The sequence below is a fragment of the Streptomyces durhamensis genome, from assembly GCF_000725475.1.
GTDB classification, from domain to species: Bacteria; Actinomycetota; Actinomycetes; order Streptomycetales; family Streptomycetaceae; genus Streptomyces; species Streptomyces filipinensis.
This window is the reverse complement of record NZ_JNXR01000008.1, coordinates 120,837-140,550: the sequence shown is the minus strand read 5'-3', so window position 1 is coordinate 140,550 and position 19,714 is coordinate 120,837. Positions and strand designations below refer to the sequence as shown.

17 protein-coding genes and 1 tRNA gene are annotated in these 19,714 nt (G+C 71.0%); 10 read left to right on the top strand and 8 right to left on the bottom strand.

Going from position 1 to position 19,714, the window contains the following annotated elements; all coding sequences use genetic code 11:
• Window positions 1-37: 37 nt before the first annotated feature.
• The 3 genes from pheA (at window position 38) to IO33_RS0114170 (ending at window position 3,589) form a co-directional block, all read left to right on the top strand.
• Complete coding sequence (pheA, locus tag IO33_RS0114180) at window positions 38-970, top strand: prephenate dehydratase (protein ID WP_031164469.1); 933 nt, start codon at window positions 38-40, stop codon at window positions 968-970.
• Window positions 971-1,499: 529 nt separating this feature from the next.
• Entirely contained in the window at window positions 1,500-2,777 is a 1,278-nt protein-coding gene (serS, locus tag IO33_RS0114175) for a serine--tRNA ligase (RefSeq protein ID WP_037685395.1), read from the top strand.
• Window positions 2,774-3,589 carry an HAD family hydrolase gene (locus tag IO33_RS0114170; protein WP_031164465.1) on the top strand — a complete coding sequence of 272 codons (816 nt, stop codon included), beginning with the start codon at window positions 2,774-2,776 and terminating at the stop codon, window positions 3,587-3,589. Before serS ends, IO33_RS0114170 begins: the two co-directional genes overlap by 4 nt.
• A gap of 128 nt (window positions 3,590-3,717) precedes the next feature.
• On the opposite strand, the gene IO33_RS0114165 is transcribed toward IO33_RS0114170, so the two are convergent.
• From IO33_RS0114165 to IO33_RS0114140, 6 genes are all read right to left on the bottom strand, one after another.
• Window positions 3,718-3,802: transfer RNA gene (locus IO33_RS0114165), tRNA-Ser, on the bottom strand.
• Window positions 3,803-4,040: 238 nt separating this feature from the next.
• On the bottom strand, window positions 4,041-4,226 hold the full coding sequence (locus tag IO33_RS0114160) for a hypothetical protein (protein ID WP_031164462.1): 186 nt from the start codon (window positions 4,224-4,226) through the stop codon (window positions 4,041-4,043).
• Between the two features lie 117 nt (window positions 4,227-4,343).
• A complete protein-coding gene (locus IO33_RS0114155; RefSeq protein ID WP_031164460.1) occupies window positions 4,344-5,063 on the bottom strand; it encodes an ABC transporter permease in 720 nt (239 codons plus the stop codon).
• Between the two features lie 10 nt (window positions 5,064-5,073).
• Window positions 5,074-5,985 carry an ABC transporter ATP-binding protein gene (locus IO33_RS0114150; protein ID WP_031164458.1) on the bottom strand — a complete coding sequence of 304 codons (912 nt, stop codon included), beginning with the start codon at window positions 5,983-5,985 and terminating at the stop codon, window positions 5,074-5,076.
• Window positions 5,982-6,890 (bottom strand): ABC transporter permease subunit, encoded by a 909-nt coding sequence (locus IO33_RS0114145; protein ID WP_031164455.1) that lies wholly within the window; start codon window positions 6,888-6,890, stop codon window positions 5,982-5,984. The genes IO33_RS0114150 and IO33_RS0114145 overlap by 4 nt, the downstream gene beginning before the upstream one ends.
• Window positions 6,880-7,863 (bottom strand): ABC transporter ATP-binding protein, encoded by a 984-nt coding sequence (locus IO33_RS0114140; protein ID WP_031164453.1) that lies wholly within the window; start codon window positions 7,861-7,863, stop codon window positions 6,880-6,882. Before IO33_RS0114140 ends, IO33_RS0114145 begins: the two co-directional genes overlap by 11 nt.
• Before the next feature lie 271 nt (window positions 7,864-8,134).
• On the opposite strand from IO33_RS0114140, the gene IO33_RS0114135 reads away from it, so the two are divergent.
• The 7 genes from IO33_RS0114135 to IO33_RS0114105 all read left to right on the top strand — a co-directional run bounded on the left by IO33_RS0114135 (window position 8,135) and on the right by IO33_RS0114105 (window position 14,871).
• On the top strand, window positions 8,135-8,977 hold the full coding sequence (locus IO33_RS0114135) for a M24 family metallopeptidase (protein WP_031164450.1): 843 nt from the start codon (window positions 8,135-8,137) through the stop codon (window positions 8,975-8,977).
• Window positions 8,978-8,985: 8 nt separating this feature from the next.
• On the top strand, window positions 8,986-10,740 hold the full coding sequence (locus IO33_RS0114130) for an SDR family oxidoreductase (protein ID WP_031164448.1): 1,755 nt from the start codon (window positions 8,986-8,988) through the stop codon (window positions 10,738-10,740).
• Window position 10,741: 1 nt separating this feature from the next.
• Window positions 10,742-11,689 (top strand): MerR family transcriptional regulator, encoded by a 948-nt coding sequence (locus IO33_RS0114125; protein ID WP_031164446.1) that lies wholly within the window; start codon window positions 10,742-10,744, stop codon window positions 11,687-11,689.
• Window positions 11,690-11,810: 121 nt separating this feature from the next.
• Window positions 11,811-12,395, top strand: coding sequence for an RNA 2'-phosphotransferase (locus IO33_RS0114120; RefSeq protein ID WP_051926709.1), 585 nt, complete (start codon window positions 11,811-11,813; stop codon window positions 12,393-12,395).
• 23 nt (window positions 12,396-12,418) lie between these two features.
• The gene (locus tag IO33_RS0114115; RefSeq protein WP_031164442.1) at window positions 12,419-12,889 is read left to right on the top strand and encodes a hypothetical protein; all 471 of its coding nucleotides are present in this window, start codon (window positions 12,419-12,421) and stop codon (window positions 12,887-12,889) included.
• A 42-nt stretch (window positions 12,890-12,931) separates the two neighbouring features.
• Window positions 12,932-13,843, top strand: coding sequence for an LLM class flavin-dependent oxidoreductase (locus IO33_RS0114110; protein WP_031164440.1), 912 nt, complete (start codon window positions 12,932-12,934; stop codon window positions 13,841-13,843).
• A gap of 140 nt (window positions 13,844-13,983) precedes the next feature.
• Window positions 13,984-14,871: a Cof-type HAD-IIB family hydrolase gene (locus IO33_RS0114105; protein ID WP_031164438.1), complete on the top strand. Its 888-nt coding sequence runs from the start codon at window positions 13,984-13,986 to the stop codon at window positions 14,869-14,871.
• Between the two features lie 112 nt (window positions 14,872-14,983).
• On the opposite strand, the gene cydD is transcribed toward IO33_RS0114105, so the two are convergent.
• Complete coding sequence (cydD, locus tag IO33_RS0114100) at window positions 14,984-18,634, bottom strand: thiol reductant ABC exporter subunit CydD (RefSeq protein WP_031164436.1); 3,651 nt, start codon at window positions 18,632-18,634, stop codon at window positions 14,984-14,986.
• A 59-nt stretch (window positions 18,635-18,693) separates the two neighbouring features.
• Entirely contained in the window at window positions 18,694-19,713 is a 1,020-nt protein-coding gene (gene cydB, locus IO33_RS0114095) for a cytochrome d ubiquinol oxidase subunit II (RefSeq protein WP_031164434.1), read from the bottom strand.
• Window position 19,714: the final 1 nt, after the last annotated feature.

Genomic DNA, 19,714 nt, shown 5'->3' with positions numbered 1-19,714 from the left:
GCAAGCCGCTTGGCCCTGCGCCCATTAGGGTGAGGACATGCCAGCGAGCTATGCGTATCTCGGCCCCGAGGGCACCTTCACCGAGGTGGCCCTGCGCACGCTCCCGGAAGCGGCCACCCGGGAACTCGTCCCGTATGTCTCGGTGCAGTCCGCGCTGGACGCGGTGCGGACCGGCGAGGCGGAGGCGGCGTTCGTGCCGATCGAGAACTCCGTCGAGGGCGGCATCACCACCACCCTGGACGAGCTGGTCGCGGGCGAACCGCTGACGATCTACCGCGAGGTGCTGCTGTCGATCACCTTCGCGCTGCTGGTCCGCCCCGGCACGAACCTCGCGGACATCAAGACGGTCTCCGCCCACCCGGCGGCCCAGCCGCAGGTGCGCAACTGGCTGCGCACACATCTCCCGGACGCGATCTGGGAGTCGGCAGCCTCCAACGCGGACGCCGCCCGTCTGGTCCAGGAGGGCCGCTACGACGCCGCCTTCGCGGGCGAGTTCGCCGCGGCCCGCTACGGCCTTGAGGCCCTGGAGACCGGGATCCACGACGCGGAGAACGCGCAGACCCGGTTCGTCCTGGTCGGCCGCCCGGCCCGGCCCGCCGCACCGACCGGCGCCGACAAGACCTCGGTGGTCCTGTGGCAGCGCGACGACCACCCCGGTGCCCTGCGCGACCTGCTGGGCGAGTTCGCCTCGCGCGGGATCAACCTGATGCTGCTGCAGTCCCGGCCGACCGGTGCCGGCATCGGCAACTACTGCTTCTGCATCGACGCCGAGGGCCATATCTCCGACCGGCGGATGGCGGAGGCGCTGATGGGGCTGAAGCGGATCTGTCTGCAGGTGCGTTTCCTCGGCTCCTATCCGCGCGCGGACATCGCGCCGGGCGAGGCTCCGGCGACCCGGCCGGGAACCTCGGACGAGGAGTTCATGGCGGCCGCGGACTGGGTGGCCCGCTGCCAGGACGGCCGCTTCTAGCCAGTCCTACCTGCATCTCATCGTTATCCACAGAGGTTATCCACAGGTGCCCTTCTCGACCTGGGGACAAGTCGACAAGCAAAGGCGACCAGGTCGACAAATCACCCTGTGACCCCCAGATCGGGTCACGGTCGCCTGGTTCACCCTTCGCCCACCCGTTTCCTTTGGTTCATCTTTCAGGGGGACCGTTTTCCACCCGAAAGCAGGTGTCGAGGCGGTTTGACCCGGGAATTCTTCCCTCCGTTCCTCACTTCCGGAGTGATCAATTCCGAAGTCCACAGACCTTCCACACAGCCTGTGGATAACTCTTCGGGGGTGTGGATTTCTGTGGACAACCAGTCCGCCAAGTCCCGTTCCCCACAAGGGAATCCAGTCAACCCGACGCCCGGGACGTGCCCCGTCCCAGGGAGTGAGACACTTTTCCTTGACACGGTCGGCAATTACCCCATAACGGAACGTAAGTCGCGAATCTGAACACGTCGGAATAGAGATTCGTGAGCGGCAACCCGGCACCGGTAGCCTTGGGCTCGTGATTGACCTTCGCCTGCTTCGTGAGGACCCCGACCGTGTGCGCGCGTCCCAGCGCGCCCGTGGAGAGGACGTCGCGCTCGTCGACGCTCTCCTGTCTGCCGACGAGCGGCGCAGGTCCTCCGGCGTCCGCTTCGACGAGCTGCGAGCCGAGCAGAAGCAGCTCGGCAAGCTGATCCCCAAGGCCACCGGCGACGAGAAGGCCGAGCTGCTCAAGCGCGCCGAACAGCTCAAGGCCGACGTCAAGGCCGCCGACGCCGAGCGCGACGCGGCCGACGCCGAGACCCAGGAGCTGCTGCTCCGGCTCGGCAACCTCGTCCACCCCGACGTACCGGTCGGCGGCGAGGAGGACTTCGTCACGCTGGAGACGCACGGCACGATCCGCGACTTCGGCGCCGAGGGCTTCGCGCCCAAGGACCACCTGGAGCTCGGCCAGCTCCTCGGCGCCATCGACGTCGAGCGCGGCGCCAAGGTCTCCGGCTCCCGCTTCTACTTCCTCACCGGTGTCGGCGCCCTGCTGGAGCTGGCCCTGGTGAACGCCGCGATCGCCCAGGCCACCGCGGCCGGCTTCACCCCGATGCTCACCCCGGCGCTGGTCCGCCCGCAGTCCATGGGCGGCACCGGCTTCCTCGGCCAGGCGGCCCAGGACGTCTACCACCTCGACAAGGACGACCTGTACCTGGTCGGCACCTCCGAGGTCCCGCTGGCGGCCTACCACATGGACGAGATCATCGACGCCGACAAGCTGCCGCTGCGGTACGCGGGCTTCTCGCCCTGCTTCCGCCGCGAGGCCGGCTCGCACGGCAAGGACACCCGGGGCATCTTCCGTGTGCACCAGTTCGACAAGGTCGAGATGTTCTCCTACGTCGCGCCGGAGGACTCCCGGGCGGAGCACCAGCGGCTGCTGGAGTGGGAGAAGCAGTGGCTGACGTCGCTGGAGCTGCCGTTCCGCGTCATCGACGTGGCCAGCGCCGACCTCGGCTCCTCGGCCGCCCGTAAGTACGACTGCGAGGCGTGGATCCCGACCCAGGGCAAGTACCGCGAGCTGACCTCGACCTCGGACTGCACGGAGTTCCAGTCCCGGCGCCTGTCGATCCGCGTCCGCGACGGCAAGCAGGTCAAGCCGCTCGCCACGCTCAACGGCACGCTGTGCGCCGTCCCGCGCACCATCGTGGCGATCCTGGAGAACCACCAGCTGGCCGACGGCTCCGTCCGGGTTCCCGAGGTTCTGCGCCCGTACCTGGGCGGCCGGGAGGTCCTGGAGCCGGTCGCCAGGTGACCGGCTTCCCCTACCGACTGATCGCCACCGACCTCGACGGGACGCTCCTGCGCTCCGACGAGTCGGTGTCCGGGCGCACCCGTGACGCGCTCGCCGCGGCCACCGCGGCGGGCGCCGCCCACATCGTCGTCACCGGCCGCTCGGTCCCCTGGACCCGGCACATCCTGGACGACCTCGGCTACGACGGCCTCGCCGTCTGCGGCCAGGGCGCACAGGTCTACGACGCCGGTGCGCACCGCCTGCTGACGTCCGTGACCCTGGACCGGCAGCTGGCGGGCGTGGCCCTGGCCAAGATAGAGGCCGAGGTGGGTCCGCTGTATCTGGCGGCCAGCCGCGACGGCCTGGACGGCGAGGTGCTGGTGGGCCCCGGTTACGCGGTCACCGGCACGCTCCCGGCGACCCCCTTCACGGATGCCTCCGACCTCTGGTCGGCTCCGCTCAACAAGATCTACGTCCAGCACCCGACGATGGGCGACGACGAGTTGGCCCAGGCCGCCCGGCAGGCCGCCGGAGGCTTCGTCACGGTCGCCATGGCGGGCGCGGGCATCGTGGAACTGCTCCCGCTGGGCTTGTCCAAGGCCACGGGCCTGTCCCTCGCGGCCCGCCGTCTCGGCCTGAAGGCCGCGGACACGATCGCCTTCGGCGACATGCCCAACGACATCCCGATGTTCGCCTGGGCCGCCCACGGGGTGGCCATGGGGGACGCGCACGAGGAACTGAAGGCCGTGGCCGACGAGGTGACCTCCTCCCACGAGGAGGACGGCATCGCGGTGGTGCTGGAGCGGTTGCTGGCTCAGGGGCTGCGCCCTTAGGGGTTGTGCCCTTAGGGATTGCGGTACCGTCGGCCGTCGAGGCGTTCCCCACCGCCGTGCGTGCGCTTCGCGCCGACTGCACGCCCGGCAGGCCGAAAGCCCGGCCAGGACCCGGTGACAACGTCTTGCGGAGGATGCACGAATCGAACGTGCGCGGGGTCGCCCCCGACCATGGCTTAGCAAGCCAGTGCCTTACCACTCGGCCAATCCTCCGGGTGGGCGGCCCACGCGAGAGCGACATCGCGTGCTCGAAGCGGCCGCCCCGGGCAGCTCCTGGAGCTCCTCGGTGGGGTAACTACACCGGAGCCGGCCTCGGGCTGCCCTGTCGGGAGCTGGGCGTACTGCCGTGCATGGACATCGCCCACCTCCTCTCCCAGAGCGTGGCGCCGGGACACTCCCGGCGGATGGGGTAGAACCACTCTGCCCTGCCGCCGGGTCGGGTGCCACCGAATTACCGGCGGCGCCACCTGCGGCGCCGTGCCTTGCTGAAGAACCAGCCCGCCGGCGGCTCGTCGGAGCGCCACGGCCGGGGTTCGGGATCCGCGCTTCGTATGAAGGCCTCGTCCAGGACTAGTTCGTCCCAGACGCCGCCCTCGGAGCGCCCGTACCCGTCGTTCCCCGGTATCTCCCCTGTCATCAGCGGCCTCCTAGCCGTTACATCCGCTTTGCCCAGTCTGCCCGCGCCGGGGTGAAGTCCCCGTCAAGGCCGCCGGGCCGGATGCGGGCCGATGGAGCCCGGGAGGCGCGGAGGAGGCTACTCCTCGCCCGCCAGCTTCAGCGTCCGCAGCTTCTGCCCCGCGTACCAGGTGGCCAGCACGGTGACCGCCACCAGCAGCACGGTGGCCGTCGTCAGACCGACCTCGGAGGTCACCAGGTCACCGCCGGCGATCTTGTGGGCGACGGCCAGCGACCACTGCTGGACGCTCAGCGTGCGCGCCCCGGGCACCAGGGAGCCGAACAGGGCCTCCCAGACGAGGGCGTAGACCAGCCCGAAGACCACCGCGTGCCGGGACACCGTGCCGAGGAGCAGGAAGAGCGCGGAGTACGCGATGGAGGACACCAGCGCGGCCACGGTGTAGGCGACGGCGATCTGCTGGCCGTTGCCGTTGAGGATCAGCCCCGCGATCAGGGTCGGCACCGCCGAGAAGACCATGGTCACGGCGATGGCGACGATCAGCTTGGTGAAGATGATCGCGGGCCGCTTCAGTGGCTTGGACAGCAGGTAGACCACGGAGCCGTCGTCGATCTCCGGGCCGATCGCGCCGGTGCCCGCGATGACACCGATGATCGGCACCATCGTGGCGATCGCGAAGCCGCCGAGCACGTCCGCGGCGGTCTGGTCGTCGGCTCCCGTCAGGCCGCGCACGGCGATGGAGAGCACGATCAGCAGCAGCGGCAGCGCGCCCAGGATGAGGGCCCGGCGACGGCCGAGCAGGGCCCGGTAGGTGAGCCGGGCGACGGTGGGGTCGTACATCTTCGGCCTCCTACGCCGCGACCAGATACGAGAAGACGGACTCCAGGGACTCGTCGGACGGCGAGACCGTGAGAAGCCGGATGCCGTGGTCCCGGGCGACCTTCGGCAGCAGGGTGGTGAACCGGCCGAAGTCGACGGCCTGGATGCGCAGCGCTCCCTCGGTCACGTCGACCTCGATGCCGGCCGTCGAGGGGTCGGCGATCAGCGCGGCCGCGAGGGCACGGTCGTCGCTGGAGCGGACCAGGTAGCGGTGCGGGCGGTCGGTCATCAGCCGGCGGATCTTGCGGAAGTCGCCGCTGGCCGCGTGCCGTCCGGCGACGACGACCTCGATGTGCCGGGCGAGTTGCTCGACCTCCTCCAGGATGTGGGAGGAGAACAGCACGGTGCGGCCCTCGTCGCCCATCCTGCGCAGCAGGTCCATCAGTTGCATGCGCTGGCGCGGGTCCATGCCGTTGAACGGCTCGTCGAGCAGCAGCAGCGACGGGTCGTGGACCAGCGCGCTCGCCATCTTCACGCGCTGCCGCATGCCCTTGGAGTACGTGGAGATCTTCCGGTCCTGCGCGTACTCCATCTCGACCGTGGCGAGCGCCCGTTGGGCCGCCTTGGCGCCCAGGCCGTGCAGCTCGGCGTTGGCGAGGACGAACTCGCGGCCGGTGAGGAAGTCGTACATCGCCTCGCGTTCGGGGACGATGCCGATGTGGCGGTAGATCTGCTCGTTGCGCCACACGGGCTGTCCGTCGAGGGTGACGGTGCCGGTGGACGGGGCGAGGAAGCCACCCATCATGTTGATCAGGGTGGACTTTCCGGCGCCGTTGGGGCCGAGCAGGCCGGTGACGCCGGGGCCGATGGTCATGGTGATGTCGTTGACGGCGACCACGTTGCCGAACCAGCGGGAGACGTGGTCGATGCTGAGGGTCGTCACAGGCCCACCTTCTTGTAGCGGCGCATCAGCAGGCCGTAGCTGCCGGCGATCAGGGCGAGCACGACCAGGACGTACACCACGCCCTGCGCGGTCGACGGGTCGACCGCTCCGGGGTTGCGGGCGGTCGCGCCCAGGAAGGCGGACTGGACGCCGTCGATGAGCGTGACGGGCGAGAACAGGCCGATCCACGGGATGACGCCGGAGTGGTTCTGCACATCGGCGATGGCCTGGAGCGTACTGACCGCGCCGTAGGAAATGATCATCACGGCGATCACCGCGGCGATGCCGAAGCCCCGGCGCGGGGTGACGGCGGCGATGACCAGGCCGATGCCGGCGAAGAGCAGGGAGAGCAGGGCCACGGAGACCAGTCCCTCGGCGAATTGCTTCGTCTGGTGGGCGAAGCCCAGCTTGGACAGCAGCGCGCCCACGTACATCACGAGCAGGGGGGCGGCGGTCAGGATGAAGATCGCCGAGGCGAGCGAGGCGAACTTGGCGCGCACGTAGTCGGCGGTCTCGATGGGCCGCGAGAAGTACAGCGGTACGGTCTTGAAGCGCAGGTCGCGGGAGACGGACTGGGGTGCCTGCGCGGCGACGTACAGACTGATCACGGCCTGCATCATGATCGCGTAGCGGGTGTAGGCCACCGGCAGTTCGTGTGCCTTGGTGGCGACCGCGACGGCCACCATGATGGCGGCGGGCACGCACATCACCGCGAACAGCAGCATCGGCAGCACCTTGGACTTGGCCGAGCGGCCCAGGCCGTAGGCGCCGCGCAGGGACTGCGAGTACAGCGAGCGGCGGGCGTAGGCGCGGCCGAGGCGGGGGCCGTCGTAGCCGCGGTAGCCGATGTCGTGGATGCGGGTCTGGTCGCCCGCGGGCGAGGTCAGGGGCTGCTCAACCGCCATGGCCGACGGCCTCCTTCCGCTGCTCGTCGTTGCTGTTCTGCTCGTCTGCGCCGGTGAACACCTCGGAGATGTGGTGCCGGCGCTGCTCCATGCGCACCAGGCCGAGCCCGAGGTCGGCGACGACGTCCCGGACGAGGTCGTAGGTCTCCTCGCCCTGGGCGGTCAGCAGCAGGATGTGTCCGGCGCCCGGCAGACCCGCGCCCTCGGCGTGGGTGTCCACCCCGCGCGCGTGGAGCGCGTCGCGGACGGCGCGGGTGCCGTCGGGGTGGGCGTCGCTGTCGGTGACCTCGATCGCGAGCGTGGTCGTGGTCTGCGTGAAGTCGGTGGTGGAGCTGGAGCGCAGCAGCTTGCCGCCGTCGATGACGACGACGTGGTCGCACGTGCGTTCCAGTTCGCCCAGGAGGTGGGAGGTGACCAGGACCGAGATGCCGAACTCGGTGTGGATACGGCGGATCAGGCCCAGCATCTCGTCGCGGCCGACCGGGTCGAGGCCGTTGGTCGGCTCGTCCAGGAACACCAGCTGCGGGTCGTGCACCAGCGCCTGGGCGAGCTTCACCCGCTGCTTCATGCCGGTCGAGTAGCCGCCGATGGGGCGGTAGCGCTCCTCGTACAGGCCGACGTGGCGCAGGGTGTCCGCGGTGCGCTCGCGCGCGGCGGTGGGCGGCAGGCCGGACATCCGTGCCATGTGGACGACGAACTCGGTGGCCGAGACGTCGGGCGGCAGGCAGTCGTGCTCCGGCATGTAGCCGACGCGCTCGCGGATGGCGCCGCCCTTGGTGGCGACGTCGAGGCCGAGCACCTCGGCGCGGCCCTCGCTGGCGGGGGACAGACCCAGCAGGATCTTGATCAGGGTGGACTTGCCGGCGCCGTTGGCTCCGACGAGTCCGGTCACACCGGGCCCGATGTCCACGGACAGCCGGTCGAGCGCGGTCACCCGGGGGAACCGCTTGCTCAGGCTTTCGGTCGCGATCACAGTCACGTCTACGAAGGTAGTGATCCGGGCCACGGCGGTCGTCAGACCTCAGAGCCGTCTTCGCGTCAGCCCCAGGTATTACGGGGCCCTAGGGGACACCCTGCCCAAGGGTTACCCCGCGTTGTCCACAGGCTGCGGACCCTCCTATTGACGCCGCCTCTAACAACTGTCACATTCACCAGTGTCAAGTTACGGACACGTACCGCGGTCGACGCGACCCGGCGACGAGTGGACGCGTGGGCGAGTCGGCGGCACGACGGGACGGGGCGGCATGACGACGGCAGTGAGCGGCGAACTCTCCGTGGAACTGGAAGGGTTCAGGCGGGTGCAGCGCCTCGCCTACGAGTGCGCGGAGGCGGTCGCGGCGCGATTGCAGCCGGGTGTGACCGAGCGTGAGGCGGCGCGGATGCAGCGGGAGTGGCTGCGCGAGCGAGGGGTGCGGGACTGGTTCCATCTGCCCTTCGCCTGGTTCGGCGACCGCACGGCGTTCGCGGACTTCCGCATACCCCTGCAGTTCTTCCCCACCGACCGCGCCCTGGCGCCCGGGATGCCCTTCATCCTGGACATGGCCCCGGTCTACGAGGGATACACGGCGGACATCGGCTACTCGGGCTCGCTCGGCGTGAACCCGGTGCAGGACCGGCTGATGGCCGACCTGGAGGCGCACCGGGAGCTGATCCTGCGCGAGGTGCGCGAGCGGCGCCCGCTGCGCGAGATCTACGAGGACGTGGACCGGCTGATGGTCCGCCAGGGCTACGCCAACCGGCATCGCGCATACCCCTTCGGGGTGATCGCCCACAAGGTGGACCGGGTGAAGCAGCGCCGCTTCTCCCCCCACCTGTTCGGCTTCGGCACGCAGTCCCTGAAGGGGCTGGCCGCCGACGCGCTGCACGGCCACCGCGAGGGCTGGTCCCCGCTGTGGTCGCCGTACCGGTTCTCGGACCACCCGCCGCAGCCGGGCCTGTGGGCGGTCGAACCGCACCTCGGCTTCCGGGGCACGGGCGCGAAGTTCGAGGAGATCCTCGTGGTCACCGACTCGAAGGACCCCGGGGAGAGCGCCTTCTGGCTGGACGACGATCTGCCGCACGTGCGGCGCTGGGCGGAGGAGAAGTGACGGCGGACGTGACGCTGAAGGGTGCGCGGGAGCGCCGGGTGGCGACCGGCGGGGTGGAGCTGTGCGTGGCCGAGCTGGGCGACCCCGGGCAGCCGACGGTGGTGCTGGTGCACGGCTACCCGGACAGCAAGGAGGTCTGGTCGGAGGTCGCCGTCCGCCTGGCCGACCGTTTCCACGTGGTCCTGTACGACGTCCGGGGCCACGGCCGCTCCACGGCGCCCGAGCCGCTGCGCGGCGGCTTCACCCTCGCCAAGCTCACGGACGATTTCCTCGCCGTCGTGGACGCGGTCAGCCCGGACCGCCCGGTGCACCTGGTGGGGCACGACTGGGGCTCGGTGCAGTCCTGGGAGTTCGTGACGGTCGGCCGGACCGAGGGCCGTGTCGCCTCCTTCACGTCGATGTCCGGGCCGTCCCTGGACCACTTCGGGCACTGGATCAACGCGCGCGTGAGGCGTCCGACACCCCGCCGGGTGGGCCAGCTCCTCGGCCAGGGCGCCAAGTCCTGGTACGTGTACCTGCTGCACACACCGGCCCTGCCCGAGCTGGCCTGGCGGGGCCCGCTCGGCAGGCGTTGGCCGAAGATCCTCCAGCGGGTGGAGAAGGTCCCCGTCGGCGGCTATCCCACCGCCTCGCTGCCCTCCGACGCGGCGCACGGCGCCTGGCTGTACCGCGACAACGTCCGCGCCCGGCTGAGGCGGCCGCGTCCCGACGCGTACGCGCACGCGCCCGTGCAGCTCATCACGCCCCAGGGCGACGCGTTCCTCTCCGAGCGTCTCTACGACGACCTGGAGCAGTGGGTGCCGCAGCTGACCCGGCGCACGCTTCCGGCCAAGCACTGGATCCCGCGCACCCGGCCCGATCAGCTGGCCTCCTGGATCGAGGAGTTCGTCATGTCCGTGGAGGGCGGCCGTCCCGAACCGAAGGCCACCGGCCGCCACGCCGACCGGTTCGGCGGCCAGTTGGTGCTGATCACCGGCGCGGGCAGCGGCATCGGCCGGGCCACGGCGTTCGCGTTCGCGGAGGCCGGCGCGCGCGTGGTGGCCGTCGACCGCGACGCCGAGGCCGCGGTCCGCACCGCCGAGCTGTCCCGCCTGGTCGGTGCGCCCGAGGCATGGGCGGAGACGGCCGACGTCTCCGACGAGCAGGCGATGGAGAAGCTCGCAGAGAAGGTGCACCGCGCGTACGGCGTGCTGGACGTGCTGGTCAACAACGCGGGCATCGGTCTGTCGGGCTCGTTCTTCGCCACCACGTCCGACGACTGGCGCAAGGTCCTCGACGTGAACCTGTGGGGCGTGATCCACGGCTGCCGGCTCTTCGGCGGGCGGATGGCCGACCGCGGCCAGGGCGGCCACATCGTCAACATCGCCTCGGCGGCGGCCTTCCAGCCGTCCCGGGCCCTGCCCGCCTACAGCACGTCCAAGGCGGCGGTGCTGATGCTCTCCGAGTGCCTGCGCGCGGAACTCGCCGGACAGGGCATCGGTGTGACGGCGATCTGTCCCGGTGTCGTCAACACCAGCATCACCTCCACGGCCCGATTCGCCGGTGTGGACGAGGCGGAGGAGCGCCGCCGCCAGAAGAGCTCGGCCCGCCTGTACGGCATGCGCAACTACCCGCCGGAGAAGGTGGCCGAGGCGATCCTGGACGCCGTGGCCCGCAACCGGGCGGTCGTCCCGGTGACCCCCGAGGCGCGCGGCGCACACCTCATGTCCCGTTTCCTGCCGGGGGCATTGCGACGGATCGCGCGGGTGGAGCCGAGGCTGTGACATGACCGACCCGCCGGCACCGCGGACCTACCGCATCGAGGACCTCGCCCACCAGACCGCCACCACGGTCCGGACCATCCGCGCCTACCAGGACCGCGGTCTGCTGCCCCGGCCCGAACGCCGGGGGCGGGCCAACGTCTACTCCGAGGCACATGTCACCCGGCTCCACCACATCGCCCATCTCCTCGACCGCGGCTACACGCTGGCCTCGATCAAGGAGCTGCTGGACGCCTGGGACACCGGCCGTGGCCTGGGCGGGGTGCTCGGTCTGGTCACCGAGGTGGACGGGCCGTGGACGGACGAGCGCCCCGACCGCGTCACCCGTGCCGAACTGGACGCACGCTTCGGCGGCACGTCCGACGACGACGCGGTGGGCGAGGCGGTCGAACTCGGCGTGCTGGAGCGGGTCGACGGTGACCCCGACACGTTCCTCGTGCCGAGTCCCCAAGAACTCTCGGTGGCCGTGGAGTTGCACGCCGCCGGGGTTCCGCTGGCCGCGATCTCGTCCCACCTGCGGGAGTTGAGGAGCCAGGTCGAGCACATCGCCGCCCGCTTCCTGGAGTTCACCACCGAGTACGTCTTCGGGCGCTACCTGGACGATCCCGAACGCCGCACGGACGCGCACGCGGCGGAGGCGGCCTCGCTCGTGCGCCGGCTGCGTCCGCTGGCCCGGCAGACGGTGGACGCCGAACTGGCGCGTGCCATGCGCTCCTTGGCCACCCGGCAGCTGCGCACGCATCTCGGTGCGGAGCGGTCCGTGGAAGCACGCTCCGGCGTACGTTCCGTCTCGCTGCCCGCCGGGACGATCGACGCCGTGGAAGGGATCGTTGGGCGCGCACATGTTTCCGAGTTCGTTGCACTGGCGGCCGAACGGGAGGTCATGGCCCGCAAGTTGACCGAGCTGGCTGCAGACGCCATAGGAAGGAAAGAAGTTAGCGAATCACCTTAAACCGCACACTACTTGTCCACAGATTCGCCAATTCGCCTGTGGATAACTGTCGTTGGTTGTGGATCAAACCTACGAACAAAAACAACCTGCGTGAGCCGCGTCTCTCCCGCACGCTGGACCTATGGACGGACGATACGACAGACGGCACGACGGACGATACGACGAAAGACGCACCGTGAAGGTGTCGAAGTACCTCTCCAAACACCTGCGTCACCAGCCGGAACGGATCGGTCTCCGCCTGGACCCGGGCGGCTGGGTGGAGATCGACACGCTGATCGCCGCGGCCGCCGCCCATGGCTTCCGGTTCACCCGCGAGGAACTCGACCACGTGGTGGCCACCAACGACAAGCAGCGCTTCGCGATCGAGGGCACCAGGATCCGGGCCAGCCAGGGCCACAGCATCGAGGTCGACCTCGGCCTGCCCCCGGCGACGCCGCCGCCATGCCTCTACCACGGGACCGTCGCCCGGAACCTGGACGCGATCCGAGCGGACGGCCTCAGACCCATGAGCCGGCACGACGTCCACCTCTCGGCCGACCGGGAGACCGCCGGCCGGGTCGGCGCCCGCCGCGGCCGCCCCGTGGTGCTCGCCGTCGACGCCGGCGCCATGCACCGCGACGGCCATGTCTTCCACGTCACCGCCAACGGGGTCTGGCTGACGAAAGCCGTACCACCGCGCTACCTGCGCTTCCCAGGGCCCCGCTGAGACGGGGAGCCGGTCCGCGGGTCATGATCAGTGGTATGGACCACTGGGACGAGCACCTGCCGACCACCGAGGCCGCCGTCACCGCGCTGCGCGCCCTCGCCGCCCACTACGCGCGCGAGATCGAGGTGACCCATGACATCGGCGCCGACCAGACCTCCCGCCGCAGCTCCGCGGCCATCGGCGCGACCACGGACCCCGACGGCTCCCTGCCCCATGAGGCGTACGTCGAGTTCGGCGGCGTACCCCGGGTGAGCGTGCGGCTCTACCCGGAGGACGACGCGCTGATCACGGTCGAGGGCGTCGAGTGCCCCGATATCCCGCGCGACGACGTGCCCGCCTTCCTCCGCTCCGTCTTCGGGGACCTCGCCCATGTCAGGGCACGCCGCTTCCCGCCCGGCTACCGCCTCGTCGTCCCGCTGCCCGGCGACCGCACACACAAGGAGCACGTCCCGATGATCCTGCTCAGTCCGTGGCTGAGCAGCCGCGTTCGGTGACCGTTTGCTCCGTTCCCGACGGGGCCGCTTACCCTCGAACGCATGAGTCTGCGCCTGAGCACCGTGATCCTGCCCTACCGCCGCTGGAACGAAGGCGGTCGTTCGGCCTGGGTGCGGGCCGAGCAGCTCGGCTTCCACACCGCGTACACCTACGACCACCTGTCCTGGCGCAGCTTCCGTGACGGGCCCTGGTTCGGCGCGGTCCCGACGCTGACCGCCGCCGCCGGTGTGACCGAGCGGCTGCGCCTCGGCACGCTGGTGACCTCACCGAACTTCCGGCACCCGGTGACCCTCGCCAAGGAGCTGATCTCCCTCGACGACATCTCCGGCGGCCGGATCACCCTGGGCATCGGCGCCGGCGGCACCGGTTTCGACGCGACGGCCCTGTTGAACAGCGGCGAGGAGCCGTGGAGTGCACGTGAGCGCGCGGACCGGCTCGCCGAGTTCGTGCCGCTGCTGGACCGGTTGCTCACCGAGGACGCGGTGACCCAGGAGGGACGCTTCTACTCGGCGCACGAGGCGCGGAACATCCCCGGCTGTGTGCAGCGGCCCCGGCTGCCGTTCGCGGTGGCGGCCACCGGCCCGCGCGGCCTCCGGCTCGCCGCACGGCACGGGCAGGCCTGGGTGACCACCGGCGACCCCAAGCTGTACGAGTCCGGCACCCCGGAGCAGTCGGTGGCGGCCCTGCGCGGGCAGATCGCCAAGCTGTCCGACGCCTGCGCGGACGCCGGGCGGGACATGGCCGGCCTGGAGAAGATCCTGCTCACGGGCTTCACCCCGGACCGTGCCCGGCCGCTTCAGTCCCTGGACGCCTTCGTGGACTTCGCCGGCCGCCACCAGGAGCTGGGTTTCACCGAACTCGTGATCCACTGGCCCATCCCGGACTCCGACTTCGCCGCGGACGAGAAGGTCTTCGAGCAGATCGCGATGGAAGTCCTGGCCCAGCTGGGCTGACGCCGCGCCCGAGCTGACGGACGAGGGAGCTGCCGGGTGCCTCGGCTGAGGGTTCCTCCGCTGAGCAGCGCCCGCGACGGCGGGCGTTGAGCGTCATCTGTGTCTCATCTGTGCGCAGTCCCGCACGACCGTGCTGGCATATGCGCGAGAATGGCCGGGTGACCTCAGCGACCAGACAGCCCGGGACCCCGTCCGCCGCCGTACGGCCGCGGCTGATCGCCACCGACCTCGACGGAACGCTGCTGCGGGACGACAAGTCCGTCTCACCGCGCACGGTCGCCGCGTTGGCCGCCGCGGAGGAGGCGGGCATCGAGGTCTTCTTCGTCACCGGCCGCCCCGCCCGCTGGATGAACGTCGTCAGCGACCACGTTCACGGCCACGGCCTGGCGATCTGCGGCAACGGCGCCGCCGTGGTCGACCTGCACGGCGGTCCCGGCGCCCACCGCTTCGTGAAGGTGCGTGAACTGGCCCGCGAGAACGCCCTGGACGCCGTACGGCTGCTGCGCGAGGCGGCACCCGGCACGGTGTTCGCGGTCGAGCAGACGTACGGCTTCCACCAGGAGCCGAACTACCCCAAGCTGCACCTGGAGATACCGGACAACCTCCTGCCGGCCGAGCAACTCCTCGCCCCCGACGGCCCGGACGCCGACCAGCCCGTCCTCAAGATCCTGGCCTACCACCCGGACCTCGACCCGGACGCCTTCCTCACCCTCGCCCGGCTCGCGATCGGGGACCGTGCCAACGTCACCCGGTCCAGCCCCAGCGCCCTGCTGGAACTGAGCGGCCCCGACGTCTCCAAGGCCAGCACGCTCGCGCTGTGCTGCGCCGAGCGCGGTATCTCGCACGAGGAGGTCGTCGCCTTCGGTGACATGCCCAACGACGTCGAGATGCTGACCTGGGCCGGCCACTCCTACGCGATGGGCAACGCCCACCCGGACGTCATCGCCGCCGCGTCGGGCCGTACGGTCGCCAACAACGAGGACGGCGTCGCGATCGTCATCGAGCAACTGCTGGCAGAAGGCTCCTGACCGCACCGGCCACCGGCACGGCGGGAGCGGCGGTGCGCCCGAACCTGAGGGGCCGGGCGAGCGGCCACGCGCCGGTACCGGGCCGGGGTGCCGGTCACCCCACCGGAGCCGGTCACCTCGCCCCGACCAGCGACTCCGCCTCCCTCTCCCGCCGGGCCAGCTCCCGCAGCGGCCCGTCCGCCGCGAGAAGCTCCGTGTACGTACCCCGCTGCACCACCCGGCCCGCGTCGAGGACGATCACCTCGTCCACGGCCTCCAGACCGGCGAGCCGGTGCGTGATCAGCAGCGTCGTACGGCCCTGTGTGACGGCCAGCAGATCGGCGGTCAGCGCGTCGGCCGTCGGCAGGTCCAGATGCTCGGCGGGCTCGTCGAGGACCAGCACGGGGAAGTCGGCCAGCAGGACGCGGGCCAGCGCCAGCCGCTGCCGCTGACCACCGGACAGCCGCGCTCCGTGCTCGCCGACGAGCGTGTCCATTCCGTCGGGCAGCCCGTCCACCCAGTCCAGCAGCCGGGCCCGGTCCAGCGCCTGGCGCAGGTCGGCCTCGGTGGCGTCCTTCCTGGCCAGCAGCAGGTTCTCGCGTACCGAGCTGTCGAAGAGATGCGCGTCCTGCGCACACAGTCCGACGAACCGCCGTACGTCGTCGCCGGCCAGCGCGTAGGCGTCCACACCGGCGAGCGTGTACGAACCCTCCCGCGGGTCGAGGAAGCGCAGCAGCGCCTGGGCGAGAGTCGTCTTGCCGGAACCGGACGCCCCGACCACCGCGATCCGCCGCCCCCTTTCGAGGGTGAGGTCGAAGCCGTCCAGCGCCTCTTGCCGCTGCCCCTCGTACCGCGCGACCAGTCCCTTGACCACCAGCGGGAACGGCGACGCGGGCGCCTGCCGGGGCCGCTCGGGCTCGCACACGGGCTCGGGGGCATCGAGCACCTCGTGCACACGCTCCGCGCTCCGGCACACCCGCTGTCGGTGGCGCACGGCGAGCGGCAGCCCCTGTACGGCCTCGAAGGCGGCCAGCGGAGTGAGGACGAGCACGGCCATCGCCACGCCGTGGAGCCGGTCCGCGGCCACCGCCTGGGCGCCGAGCAGCGCGGTCGCCGTGACCGTCAGGCCGGAGACCAGCGCGGTGAGCCCGTCGCCGAGCGCCGTCACCGCGGCGGCGCGCGAGGCGATCCGGGTGAGGGTGCCGTCGGCTCGCCGGGCCGCGTCCGTACGAGCGGGCAGCGCACCGGCGACGGTCAGCTCCGCGGTGCCGGTGAGCAGGTCGGTGACGCGGGTGGCGAGGGCGCCCCGGGCGGGGGCCAGTCGCCGCTCGCTCCGCCGGGCCACGGTCGCGGTGACGAGCGGGACGCCGACTCCGGCCGCCACGAGGCCCGCCGCGAGGGCGGCACCGGCCTCGGGCAGCAGCCAGGCAGTGAAGCCGACGGAAGCGGCGGAGACGGCCACGGCCACCGACGCGGGCAGCAGCCAGCGCAGCCAGTAGTCCTGGAGCTCGTCCACGTCCGCGACCAGCCGGGTGAGCAGATCGCCCCGCCGGGCGGTGCGCAGGCCCGCGGGTGCGAGCCGCTCCAGCCGCCGGTACACGGCGACCCGGGTGTCGGCCAGCATCCGCAGCACGGCGTCGTGCGACACCAGCCGCTCGGCGTACCGGAACACGGCCCGCCCGATCCCGAACGCCCGCGTAGCCGTCACGGCCACCATCAGATACAGCACCGGCGGCTGCTGCGAGGCCCTCGAGATGAGCCACCCGGAGGTCGCCATCAGCCCCACCGCGCTGCCGAGGGCCAGGCTCCCCAGCACCAGGGCGAGCCCCAGCCGCCCCCGCTGGGGCCCGGCAAGCCCCCGCACCCGCGCAAGCACGCGCCGGGACCGCTCCACTGAGCTGTCCGCCACCCGACCGGCCCGGGACCCGGAAAACCCACTTCCCAGCCCGCCACCGAGTCCGGAGACCGAGGGCTCACTTTCCATCCCGCCGAGCCCGGAGACCGAAGGCTCACTTTCCATCCCGCCGAGCCGTGTTCCAGCCGATTGCTCTCCCACCGGGCTCAGCCCCGTGCCGCCACCGTCCAGCTCAGCGCGGGGGTCCAGGGGGCGAAGGTCCATGGAATCCTCAGCGCCGCACGGGTGCGTCACAGCCTCCGCACCCTCCAGCCGCACCACCCGATCCGCCACCGACAGCAACGCCGGCCGATGCACGACAAGCAGCACCGTCCGCCCAGCGGCCAGCCTCCGCACCGCCGCCACGACGTCCGCCTCGGTCCGCCCGTCCAGCGCGGCCGTCGGCTCGTCCAGCAACAGCACAGGCCGGTCCGTGAGAAAGGCCCGCGCAAGGGCCAACCGCTGCCGCTGCCCCGCCGAAAGCCCGGCCCCGTCCTCCCCGAGCACGGTCTCGACCCCGTCGGGCAGCGCGTCCACGAACTCCAGCGCGCCCGCGTCCCGCAGCGCCCGGCGCACGGCACGATCGTCCGCGTCGGGCCGGGCCAACCGCACGTTCTCCGCGATGCTCCCGGCATACAGATGCGGCCGCTGCGGCACCCACGCGATCCGCGACCGCCACTCCTCCAGGTCGAGGTCCGCGAGATCCGCCTGCCCGACCCGCACCCGCCCCTCGCTGGGCTGGACGAACCCGAGCAGCACATTCAGCAACGTCGACTTGCCCGCTCCGCTCGGCCCCACCAACGCGACCGTCTCACCGGGCTCGACGGAGAACGACACGTCCGTCACCGCGTCCACGGAACGACCTGGGTAGCGCACGGTGACCCCCTCGAAGGCCATCGCACCCGCAGGCACCGCGCCGGTACCCGACGCCGGCACCGGTGTCTCCAGCACGCTGAAGATCTCCTCTGCCGCGGCAAGTCCCTCGGCCGCCGCGTGGTACTGCGCGCCGACCTGACGCAACGGAAGGTACGCCTCGGGCGCCAGCACCAGGATCACCAGGCCGATGTACAGATCCATGTCGCCGTGCACGAGCCGCATCCCGATCGTCACCGCGACCAGTGCCACCGACAGCGTGGCGAGCAACTCCAGCGCGAAGGAGGAGAGAAAGGCGATCCGCAGCGTCCGCAGGGTGGCCTGGCGGTACTCGCCGGTGATCCGCCGGATGGACTCGGCCTGCGCCTTGGCCCGCCCGAAGACCTTCAGCGTAGGCAGCCCGGCGACCACATCCAGGAAGTGCCCGGACAGCCGCGACAGCAGCCGCCACTGGCGGTCCATCCGGGACTGGGTGGCCCAGCCGATCAGCATCATGAAGAGCGGGATGAGCGGCAGGGTGCCGACGATGATCGCCGCCGACACCCAGTCCTCGGTGACGATCCGCGCCAGCACCGCCACCGGCACGACCACGGCGAGCCCCAACTGAGGCAGATAGCGCGAGAAATAGTCGTCAAGGGCGTCGGCCCCGCGCGTGGCCAGCGTGACCAGCGAACCGGTGCGCTGCCCGGCCAGCCACCCGGGACCGAGTGCCGCCGCCCGGTCGAGAAGCCGTCCCCGCAGTTCGGACTTCACCGCCGCGCTCGCCCGGTGGGCGGCGAGTTCGGTGAGCCACGCGACCATCGACCGCCCCACAGCCACGGCCGCCAACAGGAGCAGGGGAGTACGCAGTCCGGCGACGGACTCCCCCTGCTGGAACGCTCCGACGACGACCTCGGCGATGAGCATCGCCTGGGCGATGACCAGCCCCGCGCCGACGGCTCCCAGGCCGACGACTGCCACCAGGAAGAGCCGGGTGGCGCGGGCGTAGCGCAGGAGACGGGGATCGATTGGTTTCACGTGAAACGTGCCCTTCGGTCCAGAGGGTGTGTTTCACGTGAAACACACCCTCGGCGGACTCAGTGTGCGGCGCCGGCCGCAGCGTCGGGAGCGAGGTGCTGCGTGCCGATCCGCTTGCGGAACACCCAGTACGTCCAGCTCTGGTAGAGCAGCACCAGGGGGGTGGCGATGGCTGCCAGCCACGTCATGATCTTCAGGGTGTACCGGCTCGACGAGGCGTTGGTGACCGTCAGGCTCCAGTCCCCGTTGAGCGTGGACGGCATGACATTCGGGAAGAGCGACAGGAACAGCATCGCCACGGCAGCCACGATGGTGACGCCGGACAGCGCGAACGCCCATCCCTCGCGCCCGAACTGGTTGGCCACCAGCGCGGCCATGAGCGCGGCGACGGCCACGACGAGGGCCACCAGGCTCTTGTCGTTCCCGCTGTGGTCCTGTGTCCACAGCAGGAAGCCGAGTGCCACGACGGTCGTGACGAGGCCGACCCACAGGGCCAGCTTCCGTGCCCGCCCACGGATGTCCCCGACGGTCTTGAGCGCGGTGAAGACCGCTCCGTGGAAGGTGAACAGCGTGAGCGTCACCAGACCGCCGAGCAGAGCGTAGGGGGTGAACAGGTCCCAGACGCTGCCGACGTACTCGAAGCGCTGGTCGATCTTCACGCCCCACACGATGTTCCCGAAGGCCACGCCCCACAGGAACGCCGGGATCAGCGAAGTCCAGAAGATCGCGGTCTCCCAGTTGCGCTGCCAGTTCTCCTCGGGGCGCTTCGCCCGGTACTCGAAGGCGACACCTCGGACGATGAGGCAGACGAGGATGACCAGCAACGGCAGGTAGAAGCCGGAGAAGAGGGTGGCGTACCACTCCGGGAACGCGGCAAAGGTGGCACCGCCGGCCGTGAGCAGCCACACCTCGTTGCCGTCCCAGACGGGCCCGATGGTGTTGATCAGCACCCGGCGCTCGGGCCGGTTGCGGGCCAGCAGTTTGGTGAGGATGCCGACCCCGAAGTCGAAGCCCTCCAGGAAGAAGTAGCCGGTCCACAGGACGGCGATCAGGACGAACCAGACGTCGTGAAGTTCCATG